Consider the following 18,074-nt stretch of genomic DNA (forward strand, 5'->3'; position numbering starts at 1 on the left):
TTTGGTAGGGGATTCCAAAAAGTATGGAATAGTTTGAGAAAAAGGGATTCAGAAAAATGTCTCTTTATAGGCTCAGAAATTTGCTTGGAGAAAAAGCCGATAGGTGTAAAATTAAAAAAGCCCTCAGAAGTAAATCTGAAGGCTTTTCTGAAGCTCCCCCTCTTGGGCTCGAACCAAGGACCCCATGATTAACAGTCATGTGCTCTAACCAGCTGAGCTAAGGAGGAGTTTGTTTTCGTTGTCCCTTTCGGAAAACGTGTTGCAAATGTAGAGGCATGTTCCTTTTTTTCCAAATCAGTTTTCAAAAAATCTAAGGTTTTATGCAGGAAATGGCTTTTTCTGATTCAATTTCAGGGACTTATTTTTCGATATTTTTTGAATAATTTTTTATCCAAGGATTCCAATCCTGCTTTTTGCCTAAAATCGGAAAAAGAAAAACAATCATTAACAGGGTTTTTTGAGGGATAGCGGATAGCAAATCCTATTTTTAAAGGATGAATTACTTCAAAGCCTTGTTGATCTTCTTATGCTGCGGAATGCACTCCATTTCCCTTTTTTCACAGCAAAAAGTAAAATTCGATTCTCTATATCTGGCGGGGGTGCCCGTTGGGCAGATCTCCAATAAAGATTTGGATGAAATCAGCGGCTTGGCTTTTTCCAGAACGCACCCCAATCTGATCTATGTTCATACTGATAGCGGTGGAGAGCCGGCGGTTTATTTGCTCGATTCCTTGGGGCAGGAGATTGGGAAAATCTCCCTTATGGGAGCTGCAAACCGGGACTGGGAAGATATTGCGGTGGGTCCGGGTCCAAATGGTAAATCCTTCGTGTTTGTCGGCGAAATCGGGGACAATGCTGGAATCCATCCGGAGATTTGCATTTACAGGTTTCCTGAGCCTGAGAGAGTCCAAAAATCATCCCAGATCAAACCGGATATTCTCCGTTTGACTTTTCCCGGAGGAGCACGAGATGCAGAAACTTTGATGGTTGACCCGAGGACAGGAGATATATATCTGGTGAGTAAAAGAGATGAGAAAAACACGCTTTATTGGGTATCTGGAAATGCTTTTGCCCAAGGAAGGGCAGTCCTGAAGGAACTGGGGAAATTTGAGTTTACCAGTGCAGTGGCAGGAGATATCTCGGCAGATGGATCTAAAATTTTGATTAAAAACTACTATGGGATTTATTATTGGGAAAGGGGAAGCGGAGAAAGACTGGAGGAGGCTTTGAGGAGGACTCCCAAAAGACTACCTTATATACCAGAGCCGCAAGGGGAGGCGATAGGTTTCAATGCGGATGGTTCGGCTTTTTTCACCCTGAGTGAAAAGCGATACAATATCGTTCCTACACTTTATCGGTTTTCCAAAAATTAAGCTATGCAGACGACACCCAATCTGATAATGATCCGTCCGGCGAGTTTTGGATTTAATGCTGAAACTGCGAAAAATAACTTCTACCAGAAGGAAGATGGGCGTTCTCAGGAAGAAATCAGAAGGCTTTCCCGGGAAGAATTTGACGGATTTGTGGCTTTGTTAAGAGATCAAGGAGTGAAAGTTTTGGTTTTGGAAGATTCGGTTTTACCGACCAAAACGGATGCTGTTTTCCCGAATAATTGGTTTTCTACCCATCGGGATGGAAAAGTCATTTTGTATCCCATGTTTTCACCCAACCGTAGGTTGGAGCGAAGAAAGGAAATTTTTGAATCCCTGATGCAGCAGGGCTTTCGGATCAATGAAATCATTGATTTGAGTTTTTTTGAAGAAAGCGGCCAATTTCTGGAGGGAACAGGCAGCATGGTAATGGATCACGACCAGAAAGTGATTTATGCCTGCTATTCTGAGCGCACTCATCCGGTTCCCTTGGATTATGTGGGACAATTATTGGGCCACAAAGTAATTGGATTTGAGGCGGCTCAAGAGATCAATGGGTTGCTCAGTCCTATCTACCATACCAATGTCATGATGCATGTGGGAAGTGATCTGGCAGTGGTCTGTTTGGATAGCATCGTTAAGTCTTCTGATAGGAAATTGGTCCAGGATTCCTTGACCCAATCTGGCAAGAAAATCATTCCGATTACTCCCAAGCAAAAGTTCAATTTTGCCGGAAATATGCTTGAAGTGACCAACGGGGGTGGGGAGAAGTTTACCGTCATGTCCCAAACTGCCTACGATTCCCTGACTGTGGGGCAGATTCAGTCCATTGAAAAATATTCGACTATCATTAGTCCAAATCTTCCGATTATCGAAAAACTCGGAGGAGGCTCTGCCCGGTGCATGATGGCGGAGAATTTCTTGCCATTTAGCAAGTAGACAGTCCCAGTGATCACTGAGACTGATCACTGGGACTGATTTCTGAACACTTAAATCACTGCCCAATCGAGTGTCCTCACTCGATTTCTTAAGCATTAAATAGATTGTTGTGAGTGGGGACACTTATTACGGCAGAAATGGAATATTGTGAGTGGGGACACTCACAATGGCGGAGGAGGCTCTGCCCGGTGCATGATGGCGGAGAATTTCTTGCCATTTAGCAAGTAGACAGTCCCAGTGATCACAGAGTATATTAAAAAGATTGTTGTGAGTGGGGACACTCACATTGGCAGAGAATATTATTAGTGAAGAAACTCACAAAGGAGGAGACACTTCCAATGGCAGGATAGAGGAATGCCCAATCGAGTGTCCTCACTCGATTTCTTAAGGTTTGAGTATGAAAAACAGTAAAAGGGATGCTGTGATTGGGAGCAATCACAACGGAGGCGAAAAACTGTAAATGGAATATTGTGAGTGGAGACACTCACAACGGCGGAGAGTTTAATATCATTATGCTTTCAAAAAATAATGTCATGAGCCGCTTACAGTTATTAGAATTTAACTAATGTTGTTAAATTTTATTTTAAAATTTTTGTCACGAATTGTTTCTTCGATGGAACTCGAAAAAGTTTATTTTTTTACAGCAACTATTAAGGAATGGAACACTCTTTTAGAAAAAGATGTGTTTAAAAGAATAGTATTAGAAAGTTTACAATTTCTAAGTTCAAAAAAACTTATTAAAGTTTACGGCTTTGTAATTATGCCGAACCACATTCATTTAATTTGGGAAATGCTTGAACTCAATGGTAAAGAGTCCCCACACACAAGTTTCTTGAAATACACAGCACATAAATTTCTAAAAACACTAAAAGAGAAGGATCCTACTTATTTAAAATTTTTTGAAGTGAATGAACAAAATAAAGCTCATTTATTTTGGCAAAGAAATTCATTACCTATTGAGATATATTCTCCAAAAGTCATTTTTCAAAAGCTAGAATATATTCATAATAATCCGTGTCGGGGAAAATGGATGCTTTCTGAAAGTCCAGATCTTTATCCATTTTCATCTTATGAGTTTTATGAAACGGGCAGAGACAGATTTAATTTTTTGAACCATATCGGTGAAAGGATTTAAGATCTTTCCTGAGTTTGCTAAAATGATAAATAATGCTTTTTGTGGAGGATCACACTCGTGCAACGATGAAATAAGTAATGTTGGATTTTGTGAGTAGGGACACTCACAACGGCGGAAATGGAATATTGTGAGTGGCGACACTCACAATGGCGGAGGAGGCTCAGCCAGGTGGATGATGGCGGAGAATTTCTTGTCATTTAGCAAGTAGACAGTCCCAGTGATCACTGAGACTGAATACTGAGACTGATTTCTGAACACTTAAAGCACTGCCCAATCGAGTGTCCTCACTCGATTTCTTAAGCATTAAATAGGTTGTTGTGAGTAGGGACACTCACAACGGCAGAAATGGAATATTGTGAGTGGGGACACTCACAATGGCGGCGGAGGCTCTGCCCGGTGGATGATGGCGGAGAATTTCTTGCCATTTAGCAAGTAGACAGTCCCAGTGATCACTGAGACTAAATACTGGTTACTTAAATTCCCGTGTAATTAAACGGGCTGATGGCTTTCAATTCACTTTTCAATTCTTCAGAAATTGGAAGTCCATCCACAAAAACAGCAATGGATTCCTGAGTGATTTTGGTATTGGTACGGGTAAGGTCCCGTAGTGCCTCGTAAGGCTTAGGGAAGCCTTCTCTTCGGAGAATCGTCTGAATAGCTTCAGCTACCACAGCCCAGTTTTCTTCCAAATCCGCCTCGATTGCGGCCTTGTTCAATTCCAACTTGTTCAGACCTTTTTGTAGGGATTCCAAGGAAATCAACATATGCGCCAAAGGCACTCCGATGACCCGAAGTACTGTGCTGTCTGTCAAGTCACGCTGAAGCCTTGAGATCGGAAGCTTTGCAGCCAAGTGTTCCAAAAGGGCATTGGCAATCCCCAAATTACCTTCAGCATTTTCGAAGTCGATCGGGTTTACTTTATGTGGCATGGCTGAGGAACCCACTTCTCCGGCTTTGATTTTTTGCTTGAAGTAATTCATAGCTACGTATTGCCAGACGTCTTTGGAAAGGTCCAAAAGAATGGTGTTGATCCGCTTCAAGCCATCAAACGTAGCGGCCAGGTTGTCGTAATGCTCAATCTGAGTGGTAGGAAAAGAACGCTCCAGCCCCAGGAAATTTTCGACAAAAGTGAAGGCAAATTCATTCCAGTCAAATTCCGGGTAGGCGACTTGATGGGCATTCATGTTTCCAGTGGCACCGCCGAATTTGGCAGAATAAGGTACTTGCTCCAATAGCTCCAATTGCTTTCTCAAGCGGACTACAAATACATTAAATTCTTTGCCCAGTCGGGTAGGAGAGGCCGGTTGTCCGTGGGTTTTGGCCAGCATGGGAATGTCTTTCCATTCTTCCGCCAGATCCGCCAGTTTTTCGACTACGGTTTCCATCTGAGGTAAAATCACCTCCTGAAGCCCTCTTTTTAGCATCAAAGGGGTAGCGGTGTTGTTGATGTCCTGAGAAGTCAACCCAAAATGAATGAATTCTTTGTACTGCTCAAGTCCCAGTTGGTCGAATTTTTCCTTCAGGAAGTATTCTACCGCCTTCACATCGTGGTTGGTAGTTCGCTCAGTGGTCTTGATCCATTCTGCATCCTCGAGGGAAAAATGCTTGACCCAATCTCTAAGCTGAGGGAAAAGCGCATGATCAAAACTTTCTAACTGAGGCAAAGGAAGCTGGCAGAGGGCAATAAAATATTCGACTTCTACATGCACCCGGTATTTGATCAGGGCAAATTCAGAGAAAAAAGGTCGTAAAGAGGCTGTTTTGCCGGCATATCGTCCATCTACTGAGGACACTGCTGTCAAGGCATTGAGTTCCATTCTTAATTGGTTTTGCGAAGCGGGGCTTCATTTTTTAGGAAGTCCCAAAGTTAATCCATTGGGTCAAATTGTTGGTCTCTTCCTAAGAATTATCCGAGGATTGGCAAACTAAGCCAATCTATTTGGGGTTATTCTATGAAAAATTACCCAGGGATTCGGTATTCCAGCTTTGAGGGTTATTTTTGCACCCAATTCCAAAATTTAGATGTTTAATTTCTTCAAGAAAAAGAAAGAGGAAGTCAAGGTAAATCCTTTTATTCCTCTGAAAGTGCGGGAGGTAGTACACGAGACAGCAGATACGGTTACCCTTTATTTTGAGCAGCCAGAGCCTTATTTGGATTACAAGCCTGGTCAGTTTCTGACCTTGGTGATGGAGTTTGAAGGAAAGGAACAGCGTAGGTCTTATTCTCTTTGCACTTCTCCTTATGTGGATCCATTTCCGGGAATTTCTGTCAAGAGGGTTCCCAATGGGCTTTTCTCCAATTTCTTGAATGAGAAAATATTCCCTGGCAAGACAATTAATGTACTGAAGCCTCTGGGAAACTTCACCACAGATTTCCATTCCAAAAACAGGAGGCATTATTTTCTGATCGCAGGTGGAAGCGGAATTACCCCGATTATGGGAATTTTAAAATCCGTGTTGGTCAATGAGCCAGAGTCGATTATTACGCTGATTTATGCGAGCAGAAATGAGGAAAATATCATTTTTGGGAAGCAGCTATCAATGCTTCAGCTAGCCAATCCGGACCGACTCAAGATCATTCACAACCTTAGCCAGCCATCCGAATCTTGGACCGGACTGAAAGGGAGAATCTCTGCGGATGTTTTCCGTGACCTATTTGCCAAAGCGGAATACGAGCAGCGATATCAGGAAATATACTTCCTCTGTGGGCCCGACGGCATCATGGATACCGCGATGAAGGTGTTGGAAGAATTGAAGGTGGATAAGGATAGAATTCATCGAGAAAGCTTCTACTCTGCTGCTGCGCATCAGGCGCATGAAGATGCCATCCACGGCATCAACACCGGGATTTTAACCCGGGATGTGAAGATTGTTTTGGAAGGAGAAGAATCAGTGGTGACGGTGAGTCCCGAACAGACTGTTTTGGAAGCCGGACTTGCAGCCGGTCTGAATATGCCTTATAGCTGTCAGAGTGGTCTTTGCACGGCATGTAGAGGAAAAGTTCTCAGCGGTCAGGTGAAAATGGATGAGGATGCGGGATTGAGTGAAAAAGAGCTGGCGGCTGGATATGTCCTTTGCTGTGTGTCACGGCCTTTGACAGACGACATTAAAATCACAATCGAATAAGCATCCCATTTTGGAAAATCAAGAAATCCGGAAGATCTACCAAAAAATCGAACAGCTAAGTCTGGTGGTTTTGCTGATCGCCATCCCTCCGTTCGGAGTAGTTTATCTTTATCACAATTCCGGAAACTTGGATTGGGGATTGCCTAGCCTTCCTGATTTTGCAAATGGATTGTTGGTGGGGATCAATATTGGCTTACTGATCGGCCAGTATATGATTTTCCATAAAAAGCTTAAAACAGCCTCAGAAGAGATGTCTCTTGTGGAAAAAGTTAAAATCTATGCTCAGGCGACCACATTCAGGTTTTGGATGCTGTTTTTGATATCCATTCTTTCCACCGTAGGCCTTTTGCTAGACCAAGGCGCGGTTCATATTCTGATTTTCGCCGTGTGTTTGGTGTTTTTTTCTTTGGCCAAACCCAGTGTGGACCGAATTTCCAGATTGATGAAGTTGAAAAAAGAAGACCGGGAGCTTCTGAGAGAAACTACCCGGCCTGTCTAGATTTGAGATTTGATTTTTTTACAACTTGGCTTTGCTCAGCACAAGGCTTCGACTTCGCTCAGCACAAGGCTTCGACCCCGCTCAGCACAAGGCTTCGACTCCGCTCAGCACAAGAATTTGAAACTTAGGATTTGAAATTTGATGCTTCGACTCCGCTCAGCACAGGTCTTCGGCTTTTCTCAGTATAAAATAGTGAGAGAGTTTAGTTTTCTATGGTGATGTTTCCTGAGGAAATATTGCCCTTCACCCAAGTAGAAGCACCATTGTCAATTTCCAGAGTTTTTCCGGTATTAGTTCCTCCGACTTTTAGATTTCCGGAGGAGGCTCTTAGGGAAAAGTTAAATGCTTTGAGATTGGAATTGGTTTGAACTCTGAAATTCCCGGAAGTGCCGCTAAACTTGGTGTTTGGACCTAAACCTGAATTGGTAGCGCGGATATTTCCGGAGGTAAACTGCATAGAGCCTAGTTTTCCTGCATTGTTGATTTTGGCATTGCCTGATGTGAGTCGGACATTGATTTCTCCGGCTATTCCGTCTGCATCCAAAGATCCGCTGGTGGATTCGTAATTCAGATTTCCCTGAATATTGGAAAAGTTGCCATTGCCGGAGGTCACGCCTCCGATTACATTTCCGGAAATTCCATCTGCAGTCAGGTTTCCTGAGGTTGCTTTGATGGAAAGATCTCCATTGATATTGTAGGCTTTGACATTTCCTGAGGATACTCTCAGATTGGTTTCTGAGCTGGAGATATTTTCAACGGTTAGGTTACCAGAACTACCTTTGATATCCAAGTCCATGTTTTCTGGTCCGGTAATGTTGATGTAGCCCTTGTTTTTGGTGTTCCAATTGTAATTGTTCTGCTTGCGGGTATGGCTGATTTTCAGGACATCTCCGACTGTGACAAACACAATATCCTGATCTGAATCGTTGGACTCAAGGTAGGCTTCTACATTTATTCCACTGGAGTTTCCGCCTTTGTAAGTGACATTCAACCAGCCGCTTTCCACTTCCACCCGCTTAATTCCGGAATAGCTTTTTTTGGTGTTTACCAAAACGTTCTGTGCGAACACAGCCGTTGACATCACCACCAAAGTGAGGGCAAGGAATGCTTTTTTGAATAAGGTATTCATAGTATGTAGGGTTGATTAATTAATTCTTACACCAAAGCTTATGGCTTGAAGTTCTGGACCTTTTTGATCCTCAAAGAAATTGTTCAGGTCATAATTGAAGAAAAGGGTTACATCTGCAATTCCGATTTCTCCCCGAACTCCGTAGCGGAAGTTGGCTGCGTACATGTTGGACTTGGTGAAATCTTTGACCTTTTCTCCGTCCAGTTCATAGACAAACTTTCCCCTGCCTCCTAATCGGTAGCCCAAGTAGCCTCCGGCTCCGATTCTCATTTTCCCGTCATTGGTTTGAAGGGAAGGTATCAAAGTCAATGTCGCATAGGAGGCGGATATTTTGGACTTGGTAGGTATTGCGGCTTGATTCTCTACTACATCTGTGTAGTCCACAAAGTCAATTCCTCCGGGTGTTTTTATGGCGACAAGGCCTGGATCCTCGAATTTGAAATTATACCAGTTGACGCCTAAATAGGATTTGAGGTGGAAGTTTTTGGTGGCTTTCCATGTTCCTTCTGACTGAAGAGCCACATACCAGCTTCCCCAAGGTTTTACTTTTGGAGCGCCTTTATCCACTGGCCAGACATTGATTCCGACCTCAGATTCCAGAAAATTGTAGTGGAATTTCGAAGGGTGTTTGTCTGAATGGCTGTACTCTTCTTTGTCAGTTTCCCACTCATAGGACTTGGTCCCGTCTTCATATTTGATCACCTTCCAGGATTTTCCGAAAATGGTGAATTCTGTAGTCTGATTTTCCACCTTGGTAGAATCGGTGGTTTGACTCAGTAGGCTTCCCGAAAAAAACAGGGATACCAAAATGGTTAAGTTTAATTTTCTCATAGTTGGTGTATTTTCATAAAAAGGTAGGGGGGATTCCCCCCTGATTAGAATACTATTCCGAAAGTGATCGGATTCAATTCAGGACCTTTATTATCCTGGAAAAGGGAGTTCAGGTCATAGGTGGAGAAGAACTTCACTCTTCCTACTCCGATTTCACCACGGATACCATAGCGTAGATTTTCTAGGTATAATCCCGTTGATTCCTTGTCCCGGCGTCTTCCAGAACCGTCCAATTCACGGTATAAAAACTTAGACTGTCCCCCAAGACGGTAGCCCACATAAGGACCTGCGGCTAGTCTCATTCCTCTTCTACCTTGGTCATTCATTTTCCCAAAGTCCAATTCAAGCATGGTCATGGCTGTGAGGTAGGTGGAGGAGATTTTGCTTTTGAATCCTTCGACATCAGTTCTTTGGACAAACTCGATCATTTCATCTCCTCTGACGGCTTGGAAATCACGGTTTTCAAATTTGAAATTGTAGAACTGAATCCCAATTCCAAAATCCCAGAAGAAGCCTTTGGAAATTCGCTGAGCAGCCATCCAGTTAAGGCCCAGTTGCCAGCTTCCCCAGCCTTTGACGGCATAAGGTTGGTCGGAGGTCGGGAATTTCCCGTCAGCATCTAGGTAATTGTTTACCCCAAGGTCGATGTTGAAATAAGTTCTGAATGGAGGATCCTGGTGTTTTCGGGCTCCGGTTTCAAATTTGACCTTGGTATTGGATCCATTTTCATCGACAGAAATTTTCATCCTGCCCACATTGACTTCGGTCTGTCCTGCATCTTCATACACTTTGACGACCTCTTTCACTGATCCGTCTTTTTTGCGGATTTCCACGATGGTAAGTTCTCCGGTTTCTTTGTTTTCCTGAAGGTCCAATTCGCTGATAATCTGATTGATATTCATCAGTTTCAGTTTGTCGAAATCTTCTTTGGATTCTACGATGATCACCACTTTTCCGGATTTCCCGAACTCGATGACCACGCTGTCTTTTAGGACAATGGCTTCTGTTTTCAAAGGGAATTCCTTGTACTCACTGGCGAAGGCTACCTGAACCAAGGCCATCAAACAGAATAATAGCAGGTATTTTTTCATGATTTTGAATCGATTAAAAGAATGAGTTGGTTTAGTTTTTTATGGTTTTTCGTCTGCTCTTTCCCTTTTGGAAGTAAGGGAGGCAAATAGGTTGTCTTTTTTATCCTGGATTCCTGCAAAGCCTTCATCCACTTTCCCCAAAAGGCCTTCCACATGACCCACTGTCTTTCCTAATTCCGTAATCAGGTTTTTCTCCATGGGCTCTGATTTTTTGATCCCATTAGAAAAAATGCTGACTCGGTAGAGAGGTTCGTCGGAAGGGCTGCTTTGGACTTCGGCCACTGCTTTACTGATATCGGTGGTCTTTAATTCTGGAAGGCTTAAAGAAGACTCTGTAGGTCTTGTCTCCAAAACCCGAACTGGCTCGGCTTGCTTTTCCATTGGCTTCGAAGATGCTTCCGCCACAAAAGATTCTACTTTCGTTTCTTTCTGAGCGGTAGCTAGGGAAGGGGAAGGAGTCTTAGCTTTTGATTGGATAGGGGTCTGATTTTTCTGAGTTTCAATTGGGTTTTCGGGCTGTGATTTATCGGAAATACTTTCGGAAGTTGATTTTTCCTTTTCAAGGATAGCTTCTTCAGAAGTCGCTAAAGCTTCCTGAAAATTTTCCGTGGAGGCCACCAAGCTACCCTCCACAATCACTGGTTCAGTCGGCCAGTTGACATAGGCTACCATCAACAAAGCACTGAGAGATGCGGCAATTGCCCACCAGAATCCTGCTCCAGGCTTCTTGGATTTGGGAAGCTGGCTCTCCAGTCTTTCCCAAGCCAAAGCGCTGGGCTTTTCTTGGTGTCCTTCCAACTTTTCCTTGAAAATCTGGTCGAATGTTTCGTTTGACTTAGCCATGATTTGTCTTGATTTTAGGTTGCAGACCGGCAATTTTTTCTTTGAGAGCGTTCCGGGCGCGGTTGAGCTGAGATTTGGAAGTGCTTTCGGTTATTCCGAGTAATTCCCCGATTTCCTGATGGGAGTAGCCCTCGATTGCATAAAGGTTGAATACGGTCCGATAGCCTACCGGTAGACTTTGGACCAGATCCATCAGTTCGGCTGCCTCCATATGGGTCAGTTCGTAGTGATGGTTTTGGTACTCGTATTCTCCTTCGATGTGGACTTCCATCATCAGATGACGGTTACTTCTCAAGGTCATTAGCGCCTGAGTGACTACAATCCGCTTCATCCAGCCCTCGAAACTGCCCTTAGCTTGATATTGAGGGAGTTTTTCGAAAATTTTCATAAAGCTTTCGATCATCACGTCCTCGGCATGTTCTCTGTCTTTGAGGTACCTGAGACAGATTCCCAAAAATTTCCCCGAATAAGTATCGTACAAGTGACGCTGCGCCGATCGGTCGCCATTCATGCATCCCTTGATGAGTCCTTCTTCAGTTGAAAAATTTGGTCTGTTAAACATTCCGGTTGGCTTTCAATAGGGTAGATGCAGGCCTGGGAGAAATCGTTGCGTGGCCTGTCAAAAAAAGTTAAAAAATATTTCTCAGGAAAATAAAGCAATTGATAATCAGTTGCTTTGGTTCTCCGGTTTTACAGAGAAAAAATGAAGAAAAGCAATGCTACACCCAACACAAGAATCAGGATTTGAGCCTTTTCTTTGAATTCTGGTGCTAGTTTTCTCTTTCTTAATACCAAAATGGATTGACCAATTCCTGCGAATTGCAAAAGCAGACTTACCCCATTTAATGGACCCATGGGAGCATCCAAGTAAGCAAAATGGGTATTGATCAGGGAAAGTGTTCCCAATATGATTCCTACAATCCCAAAGAGAAAAGACCTTTGAAGCAATACAGGTTCGGGTAATTCAGACCATTTCATATTAATTAGGAATTAGGAATTAGGAATTAGGAATTAGGAATTAGGAATTAGGAATTAATTTTTTGTCAACGGTCCACTGTCCACAGACCACTGAGACTGATCACTGGGACTGATCACTTGATCTTCGCTTTTCGTTCTGCAAAGAAAGCAGCAATTTCTTCCCGACTGAGTGCATTGAGTGTCATTTCTTTGGTCAAGCCGCCTTTTCTTCCAACCAAGACTCCATATTTCATGTCCAAATACCCATCCATTTCGTGAGCATCGGGATTGATGGCTAGCTTGACACCTTGGTCCATGGCGTAGCGAACCCATCGCCAATCCAAATCCAGCCTCCAAGGGTTGGCATTGATTTCAATGACTACATTTTGGGCGGCACAGGCGTCGATGATGGTTTTATGATCGATGGGATAGCCTTCTCTTCTAAGCAATAGCCGTCCAGTCGGGTGGCCTAAAATGGTGGTGTATGGATTGGCAATTGCGCGAAGTAAACGGTCAGTGGCTCGATTTACATCCATATTCAAGATGGAGTGGACGGAGGAGACTATGAAGTCAAAACTTGCAAGCACGTCCTTAGGGTAATCCAAACTTCCATCCCCCAGGATATCAGATTCTATTCCTTTGAAAATCCGGAAAGGGGCCAATTCTTTATTCAGTTCATCAATTTCTTGATGTTGCTTCAGGACTTTTTCGATTTCGAGACCTCCGGCATAGGTGGCAGTCCGACTGTGATCTGCAATACCCAAATATTCATACCCCAAAGCCTTGCAGTGTTCTGCCATTTGGCGAAGGCTATGCTTCCCGTCACTGTAGGTTGAGTGGTTGTGCAGGATGCCTTTGAGGTCTTTGTCCTCCAAAAGCTGAGGGATTTTATTTTCCCTTGCCAAGGTAACTTCTCCAAATCCTTCCCGCATTTCGGCAGGGATAAATTGAAGATCGTTTTTGGAGAAAAACTCTTCTTCGGATTGGTAGTCTTTTTTCTGGATTTTTTCTGCGATAGTTTCAGTATCCGAGGCAGGAGAAAGCAAATGTCCTTTTGCTGCGGTGAGGCTGAGTTTTTTCCAGAGAAAATCTTCCTCAGCGCAAAAATCTACTCTGACATGCAAATCTGCTTCTTTCAATTTTCCCCTCCAGGTATTTGGTCCGGATTTGGTGAAATCCCAATCGATATCTTCAAAGGCTTTTAAGGCAGATTTGACTTTCTCTGGATTATTGGTTCCAAGGAGGAAATGTGCCAGGGAAATGATTTCCATCTTTCGGGCATATTCTCCGACGATTGCAAATTGAGCCGAGGAGCTGATTTTTTGGATTTTTTCCGCAAGAGCTTCGAAGACGGGTTCGATGTCTGCAAATAACCACTTATCTGCATTGGAGGCTTTGAATTCCAAATTTTGGATAATGGTCTCTTGGGTCTTTTCTCCAAAGCCTTTGGTCTTGGCCACAATTCCGCTTTGGCAGGCCTCCATCAGCTCATGAGTGGAGGTGATGCCTAATTCCTGCCAGAGAACTTTGACTTTTTTTGGTCCTAATCCCTTGATTTGAAGGATTTCGAGGATTCCTTCGGGAGTCTTTTCCAATAATTCGTCCAAGGCAGGAAAAGATTCGGTCTCTTTCAGGTTTTTGATTACTTCCACGAGACTTTTTCCAACTCCATTGATTTGAGTCAGTTGATCATCTGAAAGCTCCATAATATCAAAATCCCCGCGATCCATCGCCGTAAGGGCACTTTGGTAGCTTCTGATTTTGAAGGGGTTTTCGTCGTGAAGTTCCATCAGCTGGATGCCCAGCTTTAGTTTTTTAAGAAGAGTCTTGTGGTCCAAAATTTCCTGTTTTTCGTAAACGAACTTAGACAAATGTCTTTAATTATTGTTTCAATTTAAAGTCCGAAAGGGTAACTTATGAATTAAGTCTTGGATTCGGGGAAATTGATCGCACCAGGGAGCAGGCAAGGAAGCAGCCATTGGATTTGGAGAAAATGGGGATTGGTAAGAGGCTTCTGCTTGGCTCAGGCTGAAAGGCAATAGGCAATAGGCAATATGCAATTGGCAAGATGCTCGAGTTTCACTTTCCAATAACCAATAACCAATAACTAATAACTAATAACGAATAACCTATTTCCCAATAACCAATAACTATTAACTTACTATTCCAATAACCTAAAACTCACATATGAACTACTGGATGGTCAAAACAGAGCCTACATCTTACTCTTGGGAGGATTTTCTAGCTAAAGGAGAGGATGTTTGGGATGGTGTTAGGAATTATCAAGCGCGGAATTTTCTCAAGGAAATGAAAAAGGGAGATTTGGTGTTGTTTTACCATAGCGGGAAAGAAAAGGCAGTTGTTGGAGTGTCTGAAGTGTCCGAAGAGGCCTTTCCGGATCCAAAAGATGAGGCTTGGGTAGCGGTAAAACTGAAAGCCAAACAAACTCTAAAAAGACCTGTTTCCCTTGCCGAAATCAAGTCCGAAGACCGGCTTTCCGAAATGTTGATGCTGAAACAAAGCCGCCTTTCCGTAATGGCTGTAAGCCCCGAAGAATTTGAACTTCTGATCAAAATGTCTGCATGAAAAAACTTATTGTCCTATTACTCTCGATTTTTATTCAGACTCAGCTTTTGGCTCAAGTGAAATTCCTCTCACGCTATGAAGTCAGAGGAGATGAATATGAGCCCATTTTTGAAATCATGAGGACAGATATGGGGCTGGTATCCTTCCGGACCTTACAGACGAAAAGCTTTTCAGCGGAAAGGACTCTCCAATTTTTCATCACCGATAAAAATCTGAATTCAGAAGGAGTGATCGAGCTCCCAATCCGAAACAACTACGAGATGATCGGATACGATACCGAAAAAACCAAGCTATACATTTTGTTGGCCAGGGGAATGACTCCAAGTGCGGCCAAGTATATTCTGGAAGTCGATCTGGAGACCAAAAAGGGACTGGAGTATGCCGCAGACAATCTTTTGGACTTAGAGCTGGTGGAGTTTCTGGTTCAAAACAAGAAGGCCATTTTCATGGGGACATCTGATGCCCGGCCCGTTTTGCAGATCCTGGATTTAGAAGATAAAAGTCTTCATACCGTCCAAGGGGTATATGGAAATAATACCCAAGTACTTCAGATCCGAAAAATGCCCGAACTGGAAGCTATAGAAGTGGTGGTGAGTAGGAAAGGGCAATACCGCAACCGGGAAACTTCCATTTTAACCTATGATTTGCTGGGGAATTTAGTTCGGGAGGTAAAGGTCGATCGATTTGGATCGGCTGACCAGGAGATCCTGGATGGGATTCTTCTTGCTGATCAAAACTACCAACAAGTCATGATTGGCTCTTTTGGGCAAGATGGAAGAAATTCCTATCAGGGGATGTATATCATGGAAATCAATGAGTTTGGAGAGTATACCTTCAAGTTGTACACCTTGGAAGACTTCCCGAATTTTTACAGCTACCTGAAGGAAAAACAGCAAGAAAAAAGGAATAAGCAGATTTTGAAAGAGTTGGAAAACAGTAAGGTTCCATCCATCCGAAATTCTTATTTGGTCAGAGATGTGAGAGAAACTGAAGAGGCCTACTATGTCTATTTTGATCAGTTGAATATCTCCACTTCAAGAGGAGGGAATCGTCCCAGAGGATATTCACCTTTTACGACTTATAGGTATGACCGATTCAATAGAATGGGATACTCTCCCTATTTCATGGATCCTTTTCTTCCCATGAATTTGTCTCAAAACCAGTACTTCAGCGTTATTGACTACCAATATGTCTCTGCACATTTCATTAAAGTGGGCAAACAAGGACAAGTAATCTGGGACAATTCGGCCTCATATGCGGGCTTCTCTACCAATTATCAGGAGCCTTTTGGAGAGGTAGCAGTGGTTGGGGATGATTTGTATCACGTTTACATCGAGGAAGATCAGATCATTGCAAGTTTCTTCAGAAACGGGGAAAAGGTATTCGAGCGAATGTTTTTCGCGCTGGAGTTGCTGGATGAAAATGAAAGGATTCGAAATACAGACACGGAAACTTTACGCTTGGTCCACTGGTATGACAATTACTTTTTGATCTCTGGAAAGCAGACCATTCGCTACTTGGGAGAGGGCAATCGGGAGGAATTCAGAAAAGTGTTTTTTATGAGTAAAATCGTTTTGGACGGGGATTTGTACACCCCGGAAGGGGAAAAAGACTAGTTTTATTTTTCTATATTTACGCCCAAATCTACCTCATGCAAAAGCGGCTTGTACTCGATCAGCAGCAGATTGCCATCACCCTAAAAAGGTTCTGCTACCAACTCATCGAAAATCACGACAATTTCGACAATACGGTAATCCTTGGGCTACAGCCCAGAGGGACCATTTTGATGGAAAAAATCGTCCAACTTTTAGCTGAAATTTCAGGAGTGAAAGTGCCTTATGGAGCTTTGGACGCAACTTTTCACCGGGATGATTTTCGGAGAAGAGATTTTCCGCTCAAGGCCAATGAAACCCGAATTGATTTTTTGGTGGAGGGTAAAAAGGTCATTTTGATCGACGATGTACTTTACAAAGGCCGTTCGGTCCGAGCTGCCATGGATGCCATGATTGCTTTCGGAAGACCTCAGAAAGTGGAATTGATGGTGTTGGTGGATAGAAAATTGACCCGGGATTATCCGATCATGCCTGATTATTGCGGGGTGAAAGTAAATACCCTGGACAGTCAATATGTGGTAGTAGAATGGGCTGGACAAGGCCAGGAACAAGACGCTATTTGGATCACAGAGAAAGCTAATAATTAATCATGTCGCAACTCAGCACCAGACACCTACTTGGAATCAAGGACATCACCGAATCTGATGTTCGATTAATTTTAGAAACTGCGGCAAACTTTAAAGAGGTCATCAACCGACCCATCAAAAAGGTTCCTTCCCTCCGGGACATTACCATTGCCAATGTATTTTTTGAAAACTCTACCCGGACCCGACTTTCTTTCGAACTGGCTGAAAAAAGACTCAGTGCTGATGTGGTCAATTTCTCTTCTTCCAATTCCTCTGTGAAAAAGGGAGAAACCCTGGTCGATACTGTCAATAATATTCTGGCCATGAAAGTGGATATGGTGGTGATGCGTCATGCCAGTCCTGGGGCTCCGCATTTTCTGTCCAGAAATGTCAAAGCAAATATTGTCAATGCGGGCGACGGAACGCACGAGCACCCGACCCAAGCATTGTTGGATTCTTTTTCCATGCAGGAAAAACTTGGAGATTTGGCCGGGAAAAAAGTGGCGATTATCGGTGATATTCTTCACTCCAGAGTAGCCCTTTCCAATATCTTTTGCCTTCAAAAATTGGGAGCTGAGGTGATGGTCTGCGGACCGATTACGCTTTTGCCAAAATACATTTCCAGTCTTGGTGTCAAAATCGAACTGGACGTGCAGAAAGCTCTGGAATGGTGTGATGTAGCCAACGTGCTCAGAATCCAGTTGGAAAGACAGCAGATCAAATACTTCCCAAGTTTGAGAGAATACTCTTTGTACTATGGCATCAACCGCAAGATGCTGGATTCCTTAAACAAAGAAATTGTCCTAATGCACCCGGGTCCTATCAACCGCGGAGTGGAATTGAGCTCGGATGCTGCAGATTCTGCACATTCCATCATTTTGGATCAAGTGGAAAATGGAGTAGCTGTTCGGATGGCAGTTCTTTACCTTTTAGCAGGAGCAAAGGGATAGTTTTTAGAAGCAAGGTTTCGCCTAGCTAAGCCTGACAGGCGAAAAGCAAGAGATAATAAGCAAGAAAAAAACGGTGAGGTTTGTCCCAACCGTTTTTTTGTTTTAAAGGAAATAGCTGGATCCATCTTCAGTTTGGGTAGCGTCCCGATAAGTGTGTAAGTGGTAGAAAAAGTTATTCTGGAATTTTTCGGCCCCTTAAAAGGCCTGGAAAAATTACGGAAATAACTTTTTCGGGATACCTTCACACACTTAAGCTATGAAAAAAGAAGATGCATTCAGCGAGGAGTTCCTCAAGCAGTTCAAAAATGGAGAAGAGCTTTACGCTTTTCTGGGTCAGCTCCAAAAGCGGGGCGTAGAAGCCATCCTTGAAGGAGAAATGGATAATCACCTGGGCTATGAGAAGCACGGGGAATCCACCGGGGAAAACACCCGTAATGGG

Annotated in this window: 17 protein-coding genes, 1 tRNA gene and 1 pseudogene; 10 read left to right on the forward strand and 9 right to left on the reverse strand. The window is 43.3% G+C overall.

Translation table 11 applies throughout. From position 1 onward, the window contains the following. Window positions 1-153: 153 nt before the first annotated feature. A tRNA-Asn gene (locus tag G458_RS0108080) sits at window positions 154-227 on the reverse strand. Window positions 228-494: 267 nt separating this feature from the next. Here G458_RS0108080 and G458_RS0108090 point away from each other — a divergent pair. The 3 genes from G458_RS0108090 (at window position 495) to G458_RS0108100 (ending at window position 3,444) form a co-directional block, all read left to right on the forward strand. Then, entirely contained in the window at window positions 495-1,373 is an 879-nt protein-coding gene (locus G458_RS0108090) for a membrane protein (protein WP_026951455.1), read from the forward strand. Window positions 1,374-1,376: 3 nt separating this feature from the next. After that, window positions 1,377-2,309, forward strand: a complete 933-nt coding sequence (ctlX, locus tag G458_RS0108095) for a citrulline utilization hydrolase CtlX (RefSeq protein ID WP_026951456.1) — start codon at window positions 1,377-1,379, stop codon at window positions 2,307-2,309. 613 nt (window positions 2,310-2,922) lie between these two features. Then, window positions 2,923-3,444: a transposase gene (locus G458_RS0108100; protein ID WP_026951457.1), complete on the forward strand. Its 522-nt coding sequence runs from the start codon at window positions 2,923-2,925 to the stop codon at window positions 3,442-3,444. A gap of 473 nt (window positions 3,445-3,917) precedes the next feature. Here G458_RS0108100 and purB read toward each other — a convergent pair whose 3' ends face one another. Beyond that, complete coding sequence (purB, locus tag G458_RS0108105; RefSeq protein ID WP_026951458.1) at window positions 3,918-5,261, reverse strand: adenylosuccinate lyase; 1,344 nt, start codon at window positions 5,259-5,261, stop codon at window positions 3,918-3,920. A 205-nt stretch (window positions 5,262-5,466) separates the two neighbouring features. Here purB and G458_RS0108110 point away from each other — a divergent pair, with 205 nt between their 5' ends. Further along, window positions 5,467-6,570: a ferredoxin--NADP reductase gene (locus G458_RS0108110; protein WP_026951459.1), complete on the forward strand. Its 1,104-nt coding sequence runs from the start codon at window positions 5,467-5,469 to the stop codon at window positions 6,568-6,570. 10 nt (window positions 6,571-6,580) lie between these two features. Further along, window positions 6,581-7,069: a hypothetical protein gene (locus tag G458_RS0108115; RefSeq protein WP_026951460.1), complete on the forward strand. Its 489-nt coding sequence runs from the start codon at window positions 6,581-6,583 to the stop codon at window positions 7,067-7,069. Between the two features lie 202 nt (window positions 7,070-7,271). Here G458_RS0108115 and G458_RS0108120 read toward each other — a convergent pair whose 3' ends face one another. The 7 genes from G458_RS0108120 to polX all read right to left on the reverse strand — a co-directional run bounded on the left by G458_RS0108120 (window position 7,272) and on the right by polX (window position 13,758). Further along, on the reverse strand, window positions 7,272-8,198 hold the full coding sequence (locus G458_RS0108120; RefSeq protein ID WP_026951461.1) for a DUF4097 family beta strand repeat-containing protein: 927 nt from the start codon (window positions 8,196-8,198) through the stop codon (window positions 7,272-7,274). 15 nt (window positions 8,199-8,213) lie between these two features. Next, the gene (locus G458_RS20445; RefSeq protein WP_051287131.1) at window positions 8,214-9,029 is read right to left on the reverse strand and encodes a hypothetical protein; all 816 of its coding nucleotides are present in this window, start codon (window positions 9,027-9,029) and stop codon (window positions 8,214-8,216) included. 44 nt (window positions 9,030-9,073) lie between these two features. Beyond that, window positions 9,074-10,120, reverse strand: a complete 1,047-nt coding sequence (locus tag G458_RS0108130) for a porin family protein (RefSeq protein WP_026951462.1) — start codon at window positions 10,118-10,120, stop codon at window positions 9,074-9,076. Between the two features lie 39 nt (window positions 10,121-10,159). Continuing rightward, a complete protein-coding gene (locus G458_RS0108135; RefSeq protein WP_026951463.1) occupies window positions 10,160-10,963 on the reverse strand; it encodes a hypothetical protein in 804 nt (267 codons plus the stop codon). Then, window positions 10,956-11,525: an RNA polymerase sigma factor gene (locus tag G458_RS0108140; RefSeq protein WP_026951464.1), complete on the reverse strand. Its 570-nt coding sequence runs from the start codon at window positions 11,523-11,525 to the stop codon at window positions 10,956-10,958. Before G458_RS0108140 ends, G458_RS0108135 begins: the two co-directional genes overlap by 8 nt. A gap of 128 nt (window positions 11,526-11,653) precedes the next feature. Further along, the gene (locus G458_RS0108145) at window positions 11,654-11,941 is read right to left on the reverse strand and encodes a hypothetical protein (RefSeq protein WP_026951465.1); all 288 of its coding nucleotides are present in this window, start codon (window positions 11,939-11,941) and stop codon (window positions 11,654-11,656) included. Window positions 11,942-12,054: 113 nt separating this feature from the next. Next, window positions 12,055-13,758: a DNA polymerase/3'-5' exonuclease PolX gene (polX, locus tag G458_RS0108150; RefSeq protein ID WP_026951466.1), complete on the reverse strand. Its 1,704-nt coding sequence runs from the start codon at window positions 13,756-13,758 to the stop codon at window positions 12,055-12,057. A 349-nt stretch (window positions 13,759-14,107) separates the two neighbouring features. Here polX and G458_RS0108155 point away from each other — a divergent pair, with 349 nt between their 5' ends. From G458_RS0108155 to G458_RS0108175, 5 genes and pseudogenes are all read left to right on the forward strand, one after another. Then, a complete protein-coding gene (locus G458_RS0108155) occupies window positions 14,108-14,506 on the forward strand; it encodes an EVE domain-containing protein (RefSeq protein WP_026951467.1) in 399 nt (132 codons plus the stop codon). Further along, window positions 14,503-16,122, forward strand: a complete 1,620-nt coding sequence (locus G458_RS0108160; RefSeq protein ID WP_026951468.1) for a hypothetical protein — start codon at window positions 14,503-14,505, stop codon at window positions 16,120-16,122. Before G458_RS0108155 ends, G458_RS0108160 begins: the two co-directional genes overlap by 4 nt. Before the next feature lie 35 nt (window positions 16,123-16,157). Continuing rightward, the gene (gene pyrR, locus G458_RS0108165; protein WP_026951469.1) at window positions 16,158-16,706 is read left to right on the forward strand and encodes a bifunctional pyr operon transcriptional regulator/uracil phosphoribosyltransferase PyrR; all 549 of its coding nucleotides are present in this window, start codon (window positions 16,158-16,160) and stop codon (window positions 16,704-16,706) included. A 2-nt stretch (window positions 16,707-16,708) separates the two neighbouring features. Then, window positions 16,709-17,635, forward strand: coding sequence for an aspartate carbamoyltransferase catalytic subunit (locus G458_RS0108170; protein ID WP_026951470.1), 927 nt, complete (start codon window positions 16,709-16,711; stop codon window positions 17,633-17,635). 256 nt (window positions 17,636-17,891) lie between these two features. Beyond that, window positions 17,892-18,074, forward strand: a pseudogene (locus G458_RS0108175) (IS256 family transposase); the annotation flags it as partial.

Source organism: Algoriphagus mannitolivorans DSM 15301, from assembly GCF_000429425.1.
Taxonomy (GTDB): domain Bacteria; phylum Bacteroidota; class Bacteroidia; order Cytophagales; family Cyclobacteriaceae; genus Algoriphagus; species Algoriphagus mannitolivorans.